Origin of the sequence: Streptomyces sp. AC558_RSS880 (assembly GCF_019049255.1) — a bacterium.
In the GTDB taxonomy this organism is placed as follows: Bacteria; Actinomycetota; Actinomycetes; order Streptomycetales; family Streptomycetaceae; genus Streptomyces.
The window spans coordinates 1-17,288 of sequence record NZ_JAGMUJ010000040.1 but is presented as its reverse complement, the minus strand read 5'-3'; the positions used below and the strand labels follow the sequence as shown (position 1 = coordinate 17,288).

Sequence of the window (17,288 nt, the reverse complement as noted above, 5' to 3'; positions counted from 1 at the left end):
TCGGGCCGCCCCGGGCAACCCTGCCGGGGGCGGCCGAGTCGTCGCCCGTATGACACACGAGCCGGTCCCCGCGTACGAGCTGGTCGTCTCCCTGCGTCCGCTGCTCACCGCGGAGGCCGCCGCCGAGACGCTCGGCTCCGGGACCGAACCGGGCGATCTGGAACAGGCGGTGTGGCTCCGCCTCCTGGAGCGCCTCGACGCCTGCGGTCCGCCGCCCGACCCCCCGGGCTGGCTCCGCCGGGCCGTCCGTACGGAGGCCCGCCGCATCCGCCGCAGGGCCCGCCGGGAAACGGCGTTGACCGGTGATCCCGCCGGCACCGGCCAGCACGACCCCGAAGGGCTCGCACTCGCCGCCGCCCGTCGCCGCGCCCTGCGGGACGCCGTACGCCGACTGCCCGGCCGCTGCCCGGAGCTGATGGAGGCGCTGCTGTCCCCGCGCGACCCGACATACCGGGAGATCGCGGGGGAGTTGGGTATCTCACAGGGCGGTCTTGGCCCGGAACGTTCCAGATGCCTGGGATGTCTGCGTCGTTTGCTCACACGGGAGGTTGCGGCGCGCTGAGGACGGGGATAGGAGTGAAGGACGACAGGTGATCAGGTGAGCGGGAGGCATGCGCACATGGGCATGAGCGTGACCATCTCTGCGGCGGCCGGGCAGGACGCGGAGCAGATCTTCAGGTTGCAGTACCTGTGCTTCCAGAGCGAGGCGGCGCTCTACGGCAACTACCGCATCGACCCACTCGTCCAGAGCCTCGACTCGGTCCGCGAGGAGGTCGCCGTCGACTGCGTCTTCGTCGCCCGCCTCGGTGACGAGATCGTCGGCTCGGTGCACGGCAGGATCACCGAGGACGGCGCCGCCGCGATCGGCAAGCTCTGCGTCCACCCCCGCCTCCAGGGACACGGCATCGGCGCGCGTCTCCTGAGGGCCGCGGAGTCCGCCCTCGCCGACGAGCGCGGCGCCAGGACGTTCCGCCTGCACGCCGGGCACCGCAGCGAGAGCAACCTGAGCCTGTACAGCAAGGTCGGCTACCAGCGGGTGGGCACCTCCCAGGGCGCCGACGGCGTACCGATGATCGTCCTGGAGAAGCAGGCGCAGGCCTACGCGACGACCGCCTGATCAGGACGCGGGCCGCGCCCTGCGCAGCCAGTACACGGCCGTGAGGGGCAGCAGCACGGGGATGAAGAGGTACCCCATCCCGTACTCCGACCACACGGTGGCGTCGGGGAACGCGGACGGCTCCACCAGCGTCCAGGTCCCCACGGTCAGTACGCCCACGAGCTCGGCGGCGCAGCACACCAGCGCCGCCCTGCGGGCCGTCTCCCCGCCGCGCACCAGGGTGTAGGTGATGAAGCCGTAGACCACGCCGGCCGCCGCCGACAGCGCGTAGGCGAGCGGCGCCCGGTCGAACTCGGTGGCGATCTGGTACGCGGAGCGCGACACCGCGCCGACGACCATCACCCCGTACAGCCACACCAGCAGCAGTCCGGGACCGCCGATCAGCCGCGTCCCGGCCGGCTTCTCCTGCGTCGCGGCCATCTCAGCCTCCCCAGATGTCATAGAGGCGCACCTCGAGCACGGCGAGCACGACACCGCTCGCGGCGACCGTCAGCGAACCCCAGCGGGAGCGCTCGCCCAGCGACATGAAGCCGGCCGCCGGGACGCACGCGAACGCGCCGAGCAGATACGCCACGAAGACCGTCGTGCCCTGCTCCGGCTTCTCGCCCCGGGCCAGCTGCACGATCCCGACGACCAGCTGGACCAGCGCCAGCAGCGTGACCACGGCCATCCCGATGAAGTGCCAGTCCTTCGTCGGCTGGTCACGGTAGGCGGCCCACCCGCACCAGGCGCCGAGCAACAGCGCGGCGACACCGGTCACCACCGTCAGGACATCAAGCATGTCAGTGACTTTATTACGCCGGAATTCCCCCACCGCGCCCGCCCCCGGGAGCGTCCGGGCCCGCGGGCCCGCCGGGGCGACCCCGTAGGGTCGATGGCATGACCATCCACGCGCAGGCCCTGCTGTTCGACAACGACGGAACCCTTGTCTCGTCCCTCGACTCCGTGAACCGCTGCTGGACGCGGTGGGCCGTCGAGTACGGGATCACGGCCGAGGAGTTCGGGCGGGTCGAGCTGCACGGGCGGCCGGCCGCCGAGATAGCCGCCGACCTGCTGCCCGCCCACGTCGTGCCGGAGGCCGTCGCGCGGATCGAGGACCTGGAGGTGGAGGACGTACCGGGCGGCGGTGTGCGCCTGCTGCCCGGGACCGAGGACTTCCTCGCCGCGCTGCCCGCCGAGCGCTGGGCCGTCGTCACCTCCGCCACCCGGCGCCTCGCCGAGGCCCGCCTCGAAGCCGTCGGCATCCTGCCCAAGACCCTGATCGCCGCCGACGACATCACCCGCGGCAAGCCCGACCCCGAGCCCTACCTCCTCGCCGCCCGCACCCTCGGCGTCGACCCCGCGCACTGCGTCGTCTTCGAGGACGCTCCCGCCGGACTCCAGGCCGGCCGTGCCGCCGGCATGACCACCGTGGCCTTGGCCACAACCCACCGGGCCCACGAACTGACCGCCGACCTCGTCGTCGAGGACCTCTCGGCCCTGTCCGCACTGGTCACGGACGGGGGAGTGGAGATCTCCGTACGTCCCTGACGTGCGCGCACCGCTGTCCACGGCTGTCCAGAATGCGGACAGCCGTGTCCGGTCAGGAGCGAACGTCTGCTTTACTGATCGCATGACCACGACGAGCGACCGCACCCCTGCGACCGAGGCGACCCTGACGCCCGGTGCTCGTTGTATGTGTCAGCGCCGAATGTGCGCCTTCTAGAGGGCCCCCGCACCATCTGAGCCTCGCGCCCCGAAGCGAGAGCCGGCTCATGTCCGTCCCCATGCCCCGCATGCGCGGCTGAGCCACGCCCCGCGCGCACGTTTCTCCACGGACTCCTTCGCCACGCCCGCGAGAGTCGTGCCGCCCGCTGCTTCCGACCCTGAATGCCTCGTGCCCGGCGCCCACGACGTGCCGCGCACTCGACAGTGACGGATACCCACGTGATCACCACCTCGGGCCTCACCAAGGTCTACCGCTCACGCGGCCGCGAGGTCACCGCCCTCGACGGCGTCGACCTGCACGTCCGCGAAGGCGAGGTCTACGGCGTCATCGGCCAGTCCGGCGCCGGCAAGTCCTCCCTCATCCGCTGCGTCAACCTGCTCGAACGCCCCACCTCGGGCACGGTGACCGTGGACGGCCAGGACCTCACCGCGCTCGCCGGCCGCGGACCCCGGGCCGGTAGGGAACTGCGGCAGGCGCGCAGCCGTATCGGCATGGTCTTCCAGCACTTCAACCTGCTGTCCTCGCGCACCGTGCAGGACAACGTCGAACTGCCGCTGGAAATCCTCGGGAAGTCGGGGAAGGAACGTTCCCGCAAGGCGATGGAACTGCTCGACCTGGTCGGCCTCGCCGACAAGGCCAAGGCCTACCCCGCCCAGCTCTCCGGTGGCCAGAAGCAGCGTGTCGGCATCGCCCGCGCCCTCACCGGCGACCCCAAGGTGCTGCTCTCCGACGAGGCCACCAGCGCCCTCGACCCGGAGACCACCCGCTCGATCCTGCACCTCCTGCGCGACCTGAACCGCCGGCTCGGCCTCACCGTCCTGCTCATCACCCACGAGATGGACGTCGTGAAGTCGATCTGCGACTCGGCCGCCCTCATGGAGAACGGCCGCGTCGTCGAGTCCGGCACGGTCACCGGACTCCTCGCCACCCCCGGCTCCGAACTGGCCGCCGCGCTCTTCCCGGTCGGCGGCGAGGCCTCCGGCGACGACCGCACCGTCCTCGACGTCACCTTCCACGGCGAGAGCGCGACCCAGCCGGTCATCTCCCAGCTCTCCCGTACCTACAACATCGACATATCGATCCTCGGCGCGGCCATCGACACCGTCGGCGGCCTCCAGGTCGGCCGGATGCGCATCGAACTGCCCGGCCGCTACGAGGACAACGTCGTACCCGTCGGCTTCCTGCGCGAACAGGGCCTGCAGATCGACGTCGTGAACCAGGCGGAGCCCGCACTTGTGAAGGAGGGGGCCAAGTGACCTGGTCCGAGATGCAGCCACTGCTCGAACAGGCCTGTACCGAGACGCTGGTCATGGTCGGCTGGTCCACCCTGATCGCCGTCGTCGGCGGCCTTCCGCTGGGCGTCCTGCTCGTCCTCACCGACAAGGGCGGACTGCTGCAGAACACGCTGGTGAACAAGGTCATCGGGCAGATCGTGAACATCGGCCGCTCGCTGCCGTTCATCATCCTCATGGTCGCCCTGATGGACTTCACCCGCTGGGTCACCGGCACCACCATCGGCAGCGAGGCCGCGATCGTGCCGCTCGCCATCGGCGGCATCCCCTTCTTCGCCCGCCTCGTCGAGACCGCCGTACGCGAAGTGGACCACGGGCTCGTCGAGGCCGTGCAGGCCATGGGCGGCAACACCTGGACGATCGTTCGCAAGGTCCTCGTCCCCGAGGCGCTGCCCTCGCTGATCGCCAGCACCACCACCACGGTCATCGCCCTCATCGGCTACTCGGCCATGGCCGGCACCGTCGGCGGCGGCGGACTCGGCGACCTCGCCGTCCGCTACGGCTACCAGCGCTTCGAGACCGGCCTGATGTGGATCACCGTCGCGGTCCTCGCCGTGGCCATCTCGCTCATCCAGTTCGCCGGCGACTACGCGGCCCGCGCCCTGCACCGCCGCGGCGGCCGCTCCGGTCCCTCGCCCAGGCTCCGGCTCCTGAAGGCCAAGGAGCCCGCCGCGGCCGACATCGGCAAGGTCGCGTAACCCCCGAAGACTCCCCGTAACACCCGACACGGGGCCGCACCACCCAAGGAAAGGCACTTTTCGTGCGTAACACCGCCAAGATCACCACCGCCGTCCTCGCCGCCGGAGCCCTCACCCTCGGGCTCACCGCCTGCGGCTCGGACAAGGACGCCGCCTCCGACACCTCCGGACCGCTGGTCGTCGCCGCGACGCCCGTCCCGCACGCCGAGGTCCTCACCTACGTCAAGGACAACCTCGCCGACAAGGCCGGCCTCGACCTGGAGGTCAAGGAGTTCACCGACTACGTCACGCCGAACACGGCCACCGAGGACGGTTCGGTGGGAGCCAACTACTTCCAGACCGAGCCCTACCTCGAGGACTTCAACAAGAAGAACGGCACCCACCTGAAGTCCGTCGCCTCGGTGCACCTGGAGCCGCTCGGCCTGTACTCGAAGAAGACCGAGAAGGCCGACGGCCTGAAGAACGGCGCGACCGTCGCCGTCCCCAACGACACCGTCACCGAGGCCCGCGCCCTCCAGCTGCTCGCCGCCAACGGGCTCATCACCCTCAAGGACGGCGTCGGCACCGCGGCCACCACCGCGGACATCACCGAGAACCCGAAGAACCTGAAGTTCAAGGAGCTGGAGGCGGCCCAGACCCCGCGCTCCCTGGACGACGTCGACGCGGCCGTCATCAACGGCAACTACGCCCTGGAGGCCGACCTCAAGCCGGCCGAGGACGCCATCGCCCTGGAGTCCGCCGAGAACAACCCGAACGTGAACCTCCTCGTCGTCAAGGAGGGCAACGAGGACGACCCGCGCGTCAAGAAGCTCGCCGAACTCCTCACCTCGCCCGAGGTGAAGAAGTTCATCGAGGACAAGTACGCGGGCTCCGTCATCGCCTCGTTCTGACCGGCGCGACCCGCACGGCACCCACGGGGTCCACTCCGCGTACCGGAGTGGACCCCGTGGTGCGGTTCAGTGCTTTCATGCTGCATGCTGGGCAGTTCAGCAGCACCCGACGGTCTCTCAGGTTACGGAGCGGCGCATGACGAGCACCTTCCCCAACATCTCCATCAGCACGGAGCGGTTGGTGCTGCGTCCCCTCGACACGGACGACGTCCCCGCCCTCGCCGAGATGATGAACGACGAGCAGGTCGCCGCCTGGACCGACGTCCCCCGGCCCTTCACCGAAGAGGCCGCCCGCACCTGGATCACCGAGTGCGCCCCCGCCGAACGCGCGGCCGGCGACGGGCTCGCCCTCGCCGTCACCGAGTTCCTCACCCAGCGCCTGGTCGGCGTCATCCAGCTCACCAAGACCAACTGGCACGTACGGTCGACCGAGATGTCCTACATCGTCGCCCCCTGGGCGCGCGGCGAGGGCTACGCCTCCGAGGCCGCGCTGGCCACCGCGCAGTGGCTCTTCGGCGACCAGAAGTTCGAGCGCGTCGAACTGCGCACCGCCGCCGACAACACCGCCGCGCAGCAGGTCGCCCAGAAGATCGGCTGCATCAGCGAGGGCGTGCTGAGAGGCGCCTGCATAGCCCACGTCCACACCGAGGACGGCGGCTGGAGCGACGTACGCACCGACTTCATCGTGTGGAGCCTGCTGCCCGAGGACATCGAGGGCACGGACGGACAACTGACCGACACCGGCGGATTCGCCCCGTACGCGGACTGGAACTGACCTTCGCACGAGGCACCGGCGGCACGGTCCCCGGCCGCACCAGGTAGTCTCACGGAGCCCGCCCATGGCGGGACAGCCGACGACGACCTGCGCAAACCCCAGGAGACTGACGACGATGGCCGACCGGGTCACGGTGATCGGCTGGGACGGTTCGCCGCTGACCGCAGCGGCCCGCGCCGCGCTGGGCGCCGCCACGCTGGTGGCCGGCGCCGCCCACCACTTGGCACTCCCCGAGGTGCCCCCCGGCGCCGAGCGCATCCGGCTCGGCTCCGTCGCCCTCGCCGCCCGCCGCATCGCCGCCCACCGCGGCACCGCGGTCGTCCTCGCCGACGGCGACCCCGGCTTCTTCGGCGTCGTACGGACCCTGCGCGCACCCGAGTTCGGTCTCGAGGTCGAGGTCGTCCCCGGCGTCTCCTCCGTCGCCGCGGCCTTCGCCCGTGCCGGCATGCCCTGGGACGACGCCCAGGTGGTCGTCGCACACCCGCGCACCCTGCGACGCGCGGTGAATGTATGCCGAGCCCACACCAAGGTGGCGGTTCTCACCTCACCCGGTGCCGGGCCCGCCGAACTGGGTCTGCTCATGGAGGGCGTCCACCGCACCTTCGTCATCTGCGAGGAGCTCGGCACCGGGCGCGAGCAGGTCAGCGTGGTCACCTCCGACAAGGCCGCCGACCACACCTGGCGCGACCCCAATGTCGTCATCGTCGTCGGCGGCCGGGCCGGCGCCGGTGAGTCCGGCGGCTGGCTCGCCGGACGCGACCTCTCCGCCGGGCCCCGCGGCTGGTCGCTGCCCGCCGAGGAGTACGGCGGCGACCTCGGCGAGGGCGAGCGGGAACCGCTGCGCGTCTCCCAGCTCGCCCGGCTCGGGCCGCGGGTCGGCGACCTCGTCTGGGACATCGGCTGCGCAAGCGGCGCCTTCGCCACCGAGGCGGCCCGCGCGGGCGCCGCCGTCATCGCCGTCGACAGCGACCCGCGCGCCTGCGCCCGCACCGAGTCCACCGCCCGCCGGTACGGGGTCCAGCTCCAGATCGTGCACGGCACCGCCCCGCACGTCCTGGAGAACCTCCCCGAGCCGGACGTCGTCAGGGTCGGCGGCGGGGGAGCGGGCGTCGTCTCCGCGGTCGCCGACCGCCGTCCGCAGCGCATCGTCACGCACGCCGCCACCCGCGACGGGGCCGAACTCATCGGCCGGAACCTGGCGGAGCACGGCTATCAGGTGGAGTGCGCCCTGCTGCAGTCCGTCGAACTCGACACGCGGGCCTGGACGGAGAAGGAACGGAGCGTCGCGTTCCTGCTCAGCGGGGTGCTGCCCGCACGCGGCAACTGATCCGATTGCCGTCCCCGTGATCGGATTGTCCGACCGTGCGAGGTAGGCTGGCCGATCGTTGTACCGCACCCGGACGCCCGATGCTTCGTCGGTCAATGTCCGGAAAGCGCGCCCCTTTTGGGGTGGGTCGTGGTACGGCAGGAACCGGAGGACGCGCAACGTGGCGCAGTCCACAGCGGAACCGTCGCCGATCAAGCTGACGCGACGGCCGTACGGCCGCGACAATGACGGTGAAGGGCTTTGTCGCCTTTTTCGGACGGGCCGTTCGTGCCGCTGGGGACGCACGCTCGTTCTTCAGTGTGGGGCGGTCGGTGCGCCGTTCCGGGTGAGCTGGTCGTAGGAGCACTAACCGATGGGCGAGGGGTACGCATGACCGACACCGGCCAGGTCCCGGGCGAGGGACTGCCGGAGAACGCAGGCATGGTGGAGCAGCCGGGCGTCCCCGCGCCCGACGCGTACGCCTACCTCTCCGACAGTCCCGCCGAGGACGAAGACCTGTTGCTGCCCGGCGCGCAGAGCGCGTGGGGCAACGAGATCGCCCCGCCCGCGCCCGAGCCGGTCGTCGAGACCGTGCACCAGCCGGGCCCGCACGAGATGGCCGGCCGCGACAGCGGCTCGGTCGACCTCGGCGGCGTCCGGCTCCCCGAGCCGCCGCAGCCGGCGCCGCGCCGCCCGCTGCACCTCGGCCCGCCCATCCCCGACGTCAACGCCGGCCCGGTGCGCTCCCTCGCCGACCGCGGTCCCGCCGACGTGCCGGCCCGCCAGGCCGGTCCGCCGTCCCTCGGCCCCGAGTACCTCGACGTTCCGCACGCGCGCGAGGCGGCGGCGGTACCGCAGGCCGCGGCGCCCTGGGGCGCGCAGCCCACGGTGGGTCCGGGGGCGGTGGCCGGGGAAACGGTTGTTCCGGCTCCGGAGCCGATGGACGCGGCCCAGGCGGTCGTGGCCCGCGTCGCCACGGAGGCGGTACGACAGGACACGGCGGGTACCGCTGTCGCGATCGCCGCGCAGGACACCGGGGGTGTCGCGGTCGCCGGCGCCGGTGAGGCCGAGGCCGGGGAAACCGGACCCGGTGCCGCCGCGGGCGGCGCCGAGGCCGCGGCGAGCGTTCCGGCCGGGGGCGGGGAACCGGGGCCCGTCCCGGGCCCGGATCACGGCCTGCCCGACACGCCCGCCGCCGGTCCCGAGCAGGCGGCCGAGGCGCCGCGGACCGCCGAGGCGGCCCAGGCACCCGCACCCGGGCTCACCCCGTCCGCCGAGCCCGCGGCACCGGAGCACGCCCAGGAGCCGGAGGCGTCCCCGGCCGCCGAAGCGCCGTCCGCCGAGCCCGCGGCACCCGAGCACGCCCTGGCGGCCGAGGTACCGCAGACAGATCAGGCACCGGTCGCCGTGCCCGCCGCTCCGGCCGTCGTGCCGGACCCCGCTCAGGTCGCCGAGGCACCGCGGGCCGCCGTTTCCGAGTACGTCCCGGGGACGGACGCTTCCCACGGCGCTCAGGTGCCGGGTCTCGGCCCCGCAGCACCGCAGGCCGACGCGGCGGCGGGCGCGGAGGCCGCCGTACCGGTACAGCCCCGGGCGGCGGAGGCGCCACAGGACGCTCAGGCACCGGGTGCGGTGGCCGACGCCCCGGACCACGCCCAGGAGGCGGAGGTTCCGCAGGCTGAGTCGCCCGGACCGGAGGCCGTCGCGCCGGAGTCCGCGCAGGAGGCCGAGGCGTCCCAGGCCGTCCAGGTGCCGCCTGGTGCTGCCGTGGCGCAGGCCACCGAGGCGGCCGAGTTCTCGCAGACCGACCAGGTGCCGGGTGCCGAACCCGCCCCGCCGCAGGCCGTCGAGGCGGCCGGCGCGGGTGCCGTCGAAGGGCCCGAGGCTGCCCGGGCCGTTCCGGTGCCAGGTGCGGAGGCTTTCGCTCCGGAGCCCGCCCCGACGTCCGAGGCTTCCCCGGACGCCCCCGCGCCGGGCGCCGACACCGCCGTACTCCCCGGGACTCCCGCCGCGGAAGCGGACGGCACCGCGGCCGAAGCCGCCGCACCCGCTTCCGGGACGCCGGGCGACGAAGCCCTCCCGGAGACCCCCACGCCCGAGGTCCCGGCCGCCGTAGGCCCGGAGACACCCCGTGCCACCGACGAGGCGGCCGACGCCGTCCCCGTCATCGGCACGGGCGCGGCCGAGTCCGACGCGGCCCCGGTCCAGGGCCCCCAGCAGACTCCCGCCACCCCCCTGACCGGCACCGTCCCCCCGGAGCCCGAGCCGGGCCGGCCCGTGGGGGAGTCCGTCCCCGTGGACGGCACCGTGCCCACCATCCCGCACCTCGCGCCGACCCCGCCCCAGGGCGTGGCCGTCCCCACCGGGGAACCCCGCGAGGCGGACGCCGAACCCGCGCAGAGCCCCGACGACCTCGACACCCAGGGCGCCGGCGTGGACGCGGAAGCCGCGCGCCCCACCGGTCCGGCCGCCCCCGGCTACGACGACGCCGAGCGCGAGGCCGTACTGAAGGTCATGCGCGAACGCCGGGACATCCGCAACGGCTTCCGCAGCGACCCCATCCCGCACGAGGTGCTGCTCCGCGTCCTGGAGGCCGCCCACACCGCGCCCTCCGTCGGCCACTCGCAGCCCTGGGACTTCGTCGTCATCCGCTCCGCCGAGACCCGGCGCAGCATGCACGAACTGGCCGTGCGCCAGCGCGACGCCTACGCCAAGTCGCTGCCCAAGGGCCGGGCGAAGCAGTTCAAGGAACTGAAGATCGAGGCCATCCTCGACACCCCGGTGAACATCGTCGTCACCGCCGACCCCACCCGCGGCGGCCGGCACACCCTCGGCCGGCACACCCAGCCGCAGATGGCGCCGTACTCCTCCGCGCTCGCGGTGGAGAACCTCTGGCTCGCCGCCCGCGCCGAAGGCCTCGGCGTCGGCTGGGTCAGCTTCTTCGACGAGCGCGAGATGGTCCGTGCGCTGGGGCTCCCCGAGCACCTCGAGGTCGTCGCCTACCTGTGCGTGGGCTACGTCGACGAGTTCCCGGACGAGCCCGAGCTGATGCAGGCCGGCTGGTCCAAGCGCCGCCCGCTGTCCTGGGTCGTGCACGAGGAGACGTACGGCCGTCGTGCCCTGCCCGGAGAGGACCCCCACGACCTGCTCGCCGAGACCGTCGCACAGATCCGTCCGCTGGACGCCAAGGCCCTCGGCGAGGCGTGGGAGCGCCAGAAGCGCATGACCAAGCCGGCCGGGGCGCTCGGCATGCTGGAGATCATCTCCGCCCAGCTGTCCGGCCTGTCCCGCCAGTGCCCGCCGCCCATCCCGGAGCCCGCGGCCGTCGCGATCTTCGCCGGGGACCACGGTGTGCACGCCCAGGGCGTCACCCCCTGGCCGCAGGAGGTCACCGCCCAGATGGTGGCCAACTTCCTCGGCGGGGGAGCGGTCTGCAACGCCTTCGCCACCCAGGTCGGCGCGGAGGTCTGCGTCGTCGACGTGGGCGTCTCCTCCGACCTCCCGGCCACCCCCGGTCTGCTGCCGCGCAAGATCCGCGCCGGTACGTCCGACATGACCACCGGGCCCGCGATGACCCGCGAGGAGGCCAAGAAGGCCATCGAGGTCGGCATCGAGACCGCCCGCGACCTGGTCGCGGCCGGCAACAAGGCCCTCCTCACCGGCGAGATGGGCATCGCGAACACCACCGCGTCCGCCGCCCTCATCTCCGTCTTCACCGGTGCCGACCCGGCCGAGGTCACCGGCCGCGGCACCGGCATCAACGACGAGACCCTCGCCCGCAAGACCGAGGTCGTCCGCCGCGCCCTGGAGCTCCACCAGCCGGACCCGGCCGACCCCGTCGGCGTCCTGGCCGCCGTCGGCGGCTTCGAGCACGCCGCCATGGTGGGCCTGCTCCTCGGCGGCGCGTCGCTGCGTACGCCGGTGATCCTGGACGGCGTCAGCGCCGGCGCCGCCGCCCTGGTGGCCCGGGCCATCGCCCCCGAGGTCCTGGCCGCCTGCATCGCGGGCCACCGCAGCGCCGAGCCCGGTCACGTCGCCGCCCTCAACAAACTGGGCCTGCGCCCCCTGGTCGACCTCGACCTCCGCCTCGGCGAGGGCACGGGCGCGCTGCTGGCGCTCCCCCTGGTCCAGAGCACGGCGCGGGCCATGCACGAGGTGGCGACCTTCGATTCGGCCGGGGTGACCGAGAAGTAGCCTGGACGGCTGTGGGCAATCGTTCCGCAGAGCGGAACGGGTGGGCACAGCCGTCCACCCACCCGCACGTGCGGGGGCCGGGGGCAGCGCCCCCGGTTTCGGGAAGGGGAGGGCTGGGGAAAACACCCCACCCACCCCGGCCCCCACCGGACGCGCGCTTAAAATCCCCACGTCAGGCCCGCTCCGAAGCTGCAGCGTGCCCGCTGACCCACCGCTTGTCCGAGGAGCCTCACCTGATGGCCGAACACCCCGCCTACCCCGTAGGCCTCCGCCTCACCGGCCGCCGCGTGGTCGTCCTCGGCGGCGGCCAGGTCGCCCAACGCCGCCTCCCCGCCCTGATCGCCGCCGGCGCCGACGTCCACCTCGTGTCCCCCGAGGCCACCCCCTCCGTGGAGGCCATGGCGGACGCCGGCGAGATCACCTGGCACCGGCGCCCCTACGCCGAAGGCGACCTCGCGACCGCCTGGTACGCCCTCATCGCCACCAGCGACACCGAGGCGAACACCCGTGCCTCCGCCGAGGCGGAAGCGCACCGCGTGTGGTGCGTCCGCTCGGACGACGCCGACGCGGCGACGGCGTGGACCCCGGCCACGGGCTCCAGCGAGGGCGTCACGGTGGCCGTCCTCACGACGGAGGCGCGCGGCCGCGACCCCCGCCGCACCGCGGCCATCCGCGACGCCGTGGTCGAGGGCCTGCGCGACGGCACCCTGGTCGCCCCGCACCACCGCACCCGCACCCCGGGCGTCGCCCTCGTCGGCGGCGGCCCCGGCGACCCGGACCTGATCACCGTGCGCGGCCGCCGCCTGCTCGCCGAGGCCGACGTCGTCATCGCCGACCGGCTCGGCCCGCGCGACCTGCTCGCCGAACTCCCGCCGCACGTCGAGGTGATCGACGCGGCGAAGATCCCCTACGGCCGTTTCATGGCCCAGGAGGCCATCAACAACGCGCTGATCGAGCACGCCAAGCAGGGCAAGTCGGTGGTCCGGCTCAAGGGCGGAGACCCGTACGTCTTCGGCCGCGGCATGGAGGAACTCCACGCGCTCGCCGAAGCGGGCATCCCCTGCACCGTCGTCCCCGGCATCTCCAGCTCCATCTCGGTCCCGGGCGCGGCCGGCATCCCCGTCACCCATCGCGGTGTGGCGCACGAGTTCACCGTGGTCAGCGGCCATGTCGCCCCCGACGACGAGCGCTCCCTGGTCGACTGGCCGTCCCTGGCGAAGCTGACCGGCACCCTCGTCGTCCTCATGGGCGTCGACAAGATCGGCCGGATCGCCGAGACCCTGATGGCCAACGGCAAGTCCCCCGACACCCCGGTCGCCCTCGTCCAGGAGGGCACCACGGCCGCCCAGCGCCGGGTCGACGCCACCCTCGCCACGGTCGCCGAAACGGCCGCCGCCCAGGAGGTCAGGCCGCCGGCCGTCATCGTCATCGGCGAGGTCGTCGCCGTGGGCCCGCGCGGGACGGCGTGACATGGCCGGACTCATCACCGTCGACGACCCCGCCGACCCGCGGCTGCACGACTACACCGGCCTGACCGACGTGGAACTGCGCCGCCGCCGCGAACCCGCCGAGGGCCTGTTCATCGCCGAGGGCGAGAAGGTCATCAGGCGCGCCGGGGAAGCGGGCTACGCCATGCGGTCGATGCTGCTGTCCGCGAAGTGGGTCGACGTCATGCGCGACGTCATCGACCGGGCCACCGCCCCGGTGTACGTCGTCGACCCCGCGCTCGCCGAACAGGTCACCGGCTACCACGTGCACCGTGGCGCGCTCGCCTCCATGCAGCGCACACCGCTGCCCGCGGCGGCCGACGTGCTCCGGACCGCCCACCGCGTCGTCGTCATGGAGTCGGTCAACGACCACACCAACATCGGCGCGATCTTCCGCTCCGCGGCGGCCCTCGGCATGGACGCCGTCCTGCTCTCCCCGGACTGCGCCGACCCTCTCTACCGCCGCAGCGTCAAGGTCTCCATGGGCGCGGTCTTCTCCGTGCCGTACGCCCGTCTGGACACCTGGCCCGAGCAACTGGAGGCGGTGCGCGAGGCCGGGTTCAGGCTGCTCGCCCTCACCCCCGACGAGCAGGCCCGGGCCCTGGACGAGGTGGCACCGCACCGCATGGACCGGGTGGCTCTGATGCTGGGCGCGGAAGGGTCCGGTCTGTCCGGCCGGGCCCTGGCCGCCGCCGACGAACGGGTCCGCATCCCGATGTCGCACGGCGTCGACTCCCTCAACGTGGGAGCCGCCGCGGCGGTCGCCTTCTACGCGGTGGCCACGGGACGTCCAGGGGAGTAGCGGCCCGGATGTCGTTGCTGCCGGGTTCCTAGCCGGGGCCCTGGCAGCCCTGCACCAGTGCGATACCCAGCGCCACCACCAGCGTCACGACGACGAACACGAACAGCCGCTGCCTGAGCAGGCGCGGATTGGCCGGCCGCAGGCCGGTCCCGGTCGTCCGGGGTCCCGGACGACGGGCACCGGTGCCGGACCGGGTGGTGTTGCGGGACGCCGGCGTGGGGCGCGGACCGGACCGTGACGGAGTGCCTCCGCGCGGGGAGCTGTGCGGGGAGCCGTCGCGCGAGGAGCCGCTCCGCGAAGGGGGCACGCTCCGGTTGTTCCGTCCGGGGGACGAGCCGCTGTTCCTGGGCGCGGGACCGCGTCTGCGCGGCGGCGGGGTTCCCTGACCGCTCTGCCGGCGCTGCGCCCGCTCCGGGTAGGTGTCCGCGAGGCGTCCGGTCGGCCGCTCCGTCTCGGCGTCGCGCGGGGCCGGCGGACGCACGTCGGCGAGGCCCTGGGCCTCCCGCGCGGCGATCTCCTTGAGCCGCAGCGACAGCTGGAGCGTGCTGGGCCGCTCCTCGGGGTTCTTCGCCAGACACGCGCGGACGAGGGGGGCCAGGGCGTCCGGGACGCCGCGCAGCTGGGCCTCCTCGTGCACCACGCGGTACAGCATCACCTCGGAACTGCCGTGCCCGAAGGGCGAGTCGCCCATCGACGCGTACGCGAGCGTGGCGCCGAGCGAGAACACGTCCGTGGCCGGGGTGACGGCCGCGCCGCGCACCTGCTCCGGGGCGAGGAAACCGGGCGAGCCGACCGCCGTGCCGACGTGCGTGAGCGTCGACGCGCCGGTCGCCCACGCGATGCCGAAGTCGATGATCCGCGGCCCCTTCGGGGACAGCAGGATGTTGGACGGCTTGAGGTCCCGGTGCACCACACCGGCCTCGTGCACGGCGACCAGTCCCTCGGAGAGGGCCGCGCCGACGGCGGCGACGTCGGCCGCGCCGAGCGGCCCCTCGTCGGCGACCTTGTCGTGCAGCGAGGGCCCCGGCACGTACTGCGTGGCGAACCAGGGACGGTCCGCGTCGAGGTCCGCGGCCACCAGCCGGGCCGTGCAGCCGCCGCGGATGCGGCGGGCCGCCGACACCTCGCGCGCGAACCGTGAGCGGAACTCCTGGTCCTCGGCCAGGTCGGGCCGGATGACCTTCAGCGCGACCCGCTGCCCCTTCTTGTCGGAGCCCAGGTAGACCACGCCCATCCCGCCCGCGCCGAGTCGTCGGTGGAGCCTGAAAGAGCCGACGACGCGCGGGTCCTCGCGCCTCAGGCGCATCATCGCCATGTTCATCCCCGCTGCCCGGTCCTGTGACGTGCCACAGCTTACGTTTCCACGGCCGCCCGCGCGCAGAGGCCGCGCCCTCTCGGGGCGGTGGATTGTCAGTGGGGGGTGGGAGACTTGAAGAGTGGTCAGGGAGCGCGCGGGCAAGCCTGGTTCGCGCGGCCGATGGTCCCAACCACCCGACGGCGAAGGGGGATTGATCGCGTGAAGGGTGACCGTGTGGAGATCGTCGTGGACGCGGGGGACACGACGCGTACGTACGAGGTGGTGGCGAGCAGGGCCGGGCGCCGGGTGGAGACGGCGGTGCGGCGGGGGGTGGTGGAAGTGAGCGAAGTCACCCGAACCGGGGCCGTGGTGCGGACGGCCCGGTTCATGGCGAACCGGGTGCTCGCGCTGGTGGAGCAGCCGGTGCCGCGGGAGGACGGCTCGGAGAAAGCGGGGCAGAGCGGGCGGCCCTTCGGGGATGTCCCTGAGGCGTAGCACCCCGTCTCCACCCAGGGGAGTACACCGGGGGGAGGGGCTCATCCTCCGGGAGGCCCGGCAATCGGTACGAGGGCATGACGTCGAGGGAGGGTCCGGCGCCTAGATTTGAGGTCAAGCGGCGGGTGCAGCACTCGTCCCCCGAGGTCAGACGCCCGCCGCTGCCAACGACAACAGAAACGGTCAGGAGAGGGACCATGGCGTACACGGCACCGCGGACGCTGATCCGCACGCGGGAACGCGGCGAGGGGCGTCGCCATCCGCTGGTGGCGACGCTGATGGCCCTTCCCCTGGCGGTCCTGCTCCTCCTCGTCTTCGACGGGTGGGAGACGGTGGCCACACAGGCGTCGTCCGTGGGCGAGATGCTGGGGCGCTGAACAGCGACCCCAGGCCCGGAAGAGCGGTCCGGGCGGGGACATCCACCCATGAAACCCCGTGGGGACGGGGGTGCGGCGGACGGCAAAATGCCGGCGCAGCTGGGGAGCTGCGCCGGCATTGCTCTGCCCGCGCTTCTTGCGCCTGCGGCCGCCTGCCGCCGTTCCCGCGGGCAGTCGTGCCTCCCCCAGTGCCTTAAGGGCCTGGGAGGTGCCCCCAGGGCGGCACGGGTGGGCGCTGGGGGTACCCCCTCTGGGGGAGGCACCCCGCTGGCGCCGGGTCGCGCGAACACCCCCCGGCCCACCCCAACGCGGAGCGCCCGCAAGCGCGGGCCCACGCCGCCCCGGCAGCCGCCCCGTACCCTCACCCCGTGACCACGGACCTCCTCCCCGCCCTGACAGCCCACGTCACGGCAACGGCCCACGCGAGCCCCCGCACCTGCCGCTGCACCACCGCCACCCTCGCCGCCCGCGAAGACGCCACCGTCGTACGACACGCCGGCACCGTCGCCAAGGCCCACGCCCCCGACGCCGACCCCACCGAGCTGACCCTCCGTCTCACCGTGGCCACCCGACTCCCCGGCATCCTCCTCCCCCCACTCACCCCGACACCCGCCGAACTGCACGGACGACTCGTCACCCACTGGCCGTACGGCACTCCCGTGGACCCGGACGACCCGGACGCCGCCCCCTGGGAAGCCGCGGCCACCCTCCTCGCCCGCCTCCACCGAACCCCCGCCCCCACCGCCGTACCCCCCATGCGCGGCCCCGCCAAGGCCGCCCACGCCATCGCACTCCTTCACACCACCGCCCCCCACCACCCCGCCACCGCCCCCGTCCTGCAGGCCTGGGC

Annotated in this window: 16 protein-coding genes and 1 pseudogene; 14 read left to right on the top strand and 3 right to left on the bottom strand. The window is 73.4% G+C overall.

Annotated elements, in window-relative coordinates; genetic code table 11:
• Positions 1-49 precede the first annotated feature (49 nt).
• Positions 50-562 carry a sigma-70 family RNA polymerase sigma factor gene (locus KUM38_RS16975; RefSeq protein ID WP_217130219.1) on the top strand — a complete coding sequence of 171 codons (513 nt, stop codon included), beginning with the start codon at positions 50-52 and terminating at the stop codon, positions 560-562.
• A gap of 57 nt (positions 563-619) precedes the next feature.
• Positions 620-1,117: a GNAT family N-acetyltransferase gene (locus KUM38_RS16970; protein ID WP_217130442.1), complete on the top strand. Its 498-nt coding sequence runs from the start codon at positions 620-622 to the stop codon at positions 1,115-1,117.
• Here KUM38_RS16970 and KUM38_RS16965 read toward each other — a convergent pair whose 3' ends face one another.
• Both KUM38_RS16965 and KUM38_RS16960 read right to left on the bottom strand, forming a co-directional pair.
• A complete protein-coding gene (locus KUM38_RS16965; protein WP_217130218.1) occupies positions 1,118-1,537 on the bottom strand; it encodes a hypothetical protein in 420 nt (139 codons plus the stop codon).
• 1 nt (position 1,538) lies between these two features.
• On the bottom strand, positions 1,539-1,898 hold the full coding sequence (locus KUM38_RS16960; RefSeq protein ID WP_217130217.1) for a hypothetical protein: 360 nt from the start codon (positions 1,896-1,898) through the stop codon (positions 1,539-1,541).
• Between the two features lie 98 nt (positions 1,899-1,996).
• On the opposite strand from KUM38_RS16960, the gene KUM38_RS16955 reads away from it, so the two are divergent.
• The 9 genes from KUM38_RS16955 (at position 1,997) to KUM38_RS16915 (ending at position 14,269) form a co-directional block, all read left to right on the top strand.
• Positions 1,997-2,647, top strand: coding sequence for an HAD family hydrolase (locus tag KUM38_RS16955; protein ID WP_217130216.1), 651 nt, complete (start codon positions 1,997-1,999; stop codon positions 2,645-2,647).
• A 396-nt stretch (positions 2,648-3,043) separates the two neighbouring features.
• Entirely contained in the window at positions 3,044-4,081 is a 1,038-nt protein-coding gene (locus KUM38_RS16950) for a methionine ABC transporter ATP-binding protein (RefSeq protein WP_217130215.1), read from the top strand.
• The gene (locus KUM38_RS16945; RefSeq protein WP_217130214.1) at positions 4,078-4,815 is read left to right on the top strand and encodes a methionine ABC transporter permease; all 738 of its coding nucleotides are present in this window, start codon (positions 4,078-4,080) and stop codon (positions 4,813-4,815) included. Before KUM38_RS16950 ends, KUM38_RS16945 begins: the two co-directional genes overlap by 4 nt.
• 62 nt (positions 4,816-4,877) lie before the next feature.
• A complete protein-coding gene (locus tag KUM38_RS16940) occupies positions 4,878-5,705 on the top strand; it encodes a MetQ/NlpA family ABC transporter substrate-binding protein (RefSeq protein WP_217130213.1) in 828 nt (275 codons plus the stop codon).
• Positions 5,706-5,841: 136 nt separating this feature from the next.
• Positions 5,842-6,480 (top strand): GNAT family N-acetyltransferase, encoded by a 639-nt coding sequence (locus KUM38_RS16935; RefSeq protein WP_217130212.1) that lies wholly within the window; start codon positions 5,842-5,844, stop codon positions 6,478-6,480.
• A gap of 115 nt (positions 6,481-6,595) precedes the next feature.
• The gene (gene cbiE, locus KUM38_RS16930; protein WP_217130211.1) at positions 6,596-7,807 is read left to right on the top strand and encodes a precorrin-6y C5,15-methyltransferase (decarboxylating) subunit CbiE; all 1,212 of its coding nucleotides are present in this window, start codon (positions 6,596-6,598) and stop codon (positions 7,805-7,807) included.
• Positions 7,808-8,176: 369 nt separating this feature from the next.
• Positions 8,177-11,980, top strand: coding sequence for a nicotinate-nucleotide--dimethylbenzimidazole phosphoribosyltransferase (gene cobT / locus KUM38_RS16925; protein ID WP_217130210.1), 3,804 nt, complete (start codon positions 8,177-8,179; stop codon positions 11,978-11,980).
• 236 nt (positions 11,981-12,216) lie between these two features.
• The gene (gene cobA / locus KUM38_RS16920; RefSeq protein WP_217130209.1) at positions 12,217-13,449 is read left to right on the top strand and encodes a uroporphyrinogen-III C-methyltransferase; all 1,233 of its coding nucleotides are present in this window, start codon (positions 12,217-12,219) and stop codon (positions 13,447-13,449) included.
• 1 nt (position 13,450) lies between these two features.
• Positions 13,451-14,269, top strand: coding sequence for an RNA methyltransferase (locus tag KUM38_RS16915; RefSeq protein ID WP_217130208.1), 819 nt, complete (start codon positions 13,451-13,453; stop codon positions 14,267-14,269).
• A 28-nt stretch (positions 14,270-14,297) separates the two neighbouring features.
• Here the strand turns inward: KUM38_RS16915 and KUM38_RS16910 are convergent, their stop codons facing one another.
• The gene (locus KUM38_RS16910) at positions 14,298-15,590 is read right to left on the bottom strand and encodes a serine/threonine-protein kinase (protein WP_217130207.1); all 1,293 of its coding nucleotides are present in this window, start codon (positions 15,588-15,590) and stop codon (positions 14,298-14,300) included.
• Between the two features lie 195 nt (positions 15,591-15,785).
• Here KUM38_RS16910 and KUM38_RS16905 point away from each other — a divergent pair, with 195 nt between their 5' ends.
• The 3 genes and pseudogenes from KUM38_RS16905 to KUM38_RS16895 all read left to right on the top strand — a co-directional run.
• Positions 15,786-16,061 carry a hypothetical protein gene (locus KUM38_RS16905; RefSeq protein ID WP_030221752.1) on the top strand — a complete coding sequence of 92 codons (276 nt, stop codon included), beginning with the start codon at positions 15,786-15,788 and terminating at the stop codon, positions 16,059-16,061.
• A gap of 197 nt (positions 16,062-16,258) precedes the next feature.
• Positions 16,259-16,438 carry a hypothetical protein gene (locus tag KUM38_RS16900; RefSeq protein WP_030867596.1) on the top strand — a complete coding sequence of 60 codons (180 nt, stop codon included), beginning with the start codon at positions 16,259-16,261 and terminating at the stop codon, positions 16,436-16,438.
• Positions 16,439-16,806: 368 nt separating this feature from the next.
• Positions 16,807-17,288: pseudogene (locus KUM38_RS16895) on the top strand (DUF4769 domain-containing protein); the annotation flags it as partial.

What these genes read in the sequence shown, in the direction of transcription:
- cobT (WP_217130210.1), top strand. Translation starts at nt 8,177, where the DNA reads ATGACCGACACCGGCCAGGTCCCGGGCGAGGGACTGCCGGAGAACGCA.
- KUM38_RS16935 (WP_217130212.1), top strand. Translation starts at nt 5,842, where the DNA reads ATGACGAGCACCTTCCCCAACATCTCCATCAGCACGGAGCGGTTGGTG.
- KUM38_RS16900 (WP_030867596.1), top strand. Translation starts at nt 16,259, where the DNA reads ATGGCGTACACGGCACCGCGGACGCTGATCCGCACGCGGGAACGCGGC.
- KUM38_RS16955 (WP_217130216.1), top strand. Translation starts at nt 1,997, where the DNA reads ATGACCATCCACGCGCAGGCCCTGCTGTTCGACAACGACGGAACCCTT.
- KUM38_RS16960 (WP_217130217.1), bottom strand. Translation starts at nt 1,898, where the DNA reads ATGCTTGATGTCCTGACGGTGGTGACCGGTGTCGCCGCGCTGTTGCTC.
- cobA (WP_217130209.1), top strand. Translation starts at nt 12,217, where the DNA reads ATGGCCGAACACCCCGCCTACCCCGTAGGCCTCCGCCTCACCGGCCGC.
- KUM38_RS16965 (WP_217130218.1), bottom strand. Translation starts at nt 1,537, where the DNA reads ATGGCCGCGACGCAGGAGAAGCCGGCCGGGACGCGGCTGATCGGCGGT.
- KUM38_RS16970 (WP_217130442.1), top strand. Translation starts at nt 620, where the DNA reads ATGGGCATGAGCGTGACCATCTCTGCGGCGGCCGGGCAGGACGCGGAG.
- cbiE (WP_217130211.1), top strand. Translation starts at nt 6,596, where the DNA reads ATGGCCGACCGGGTCACGGTGATCGGCTGGGACGGTTCGCCGCTGACC.
- KUM38_RS16975 (WP_217130219.1), top strand. Translation starts at nt 50, where the DNA reads ATGACACACGAGCCGGTCCCCGCGTACGAGCTGGTCGTCTCCCTGCGT.
- KUM38_RS16915 (WP_217130208.1), top strand. Translation starts at nt 13,451, where the DNA reads ATGGCCGGACTCATCACCGTCGACGACCCCGCCGACCCGCGGCTGCAC.
- KUM38_RS16910 (WP_217130207.1), bottom strand. Translation starts at nt 15,590, where the DNA reads ATGAACATGGCGATGATGCGCCTGAGGCGCGAGGACCCGCGCGTCGTC.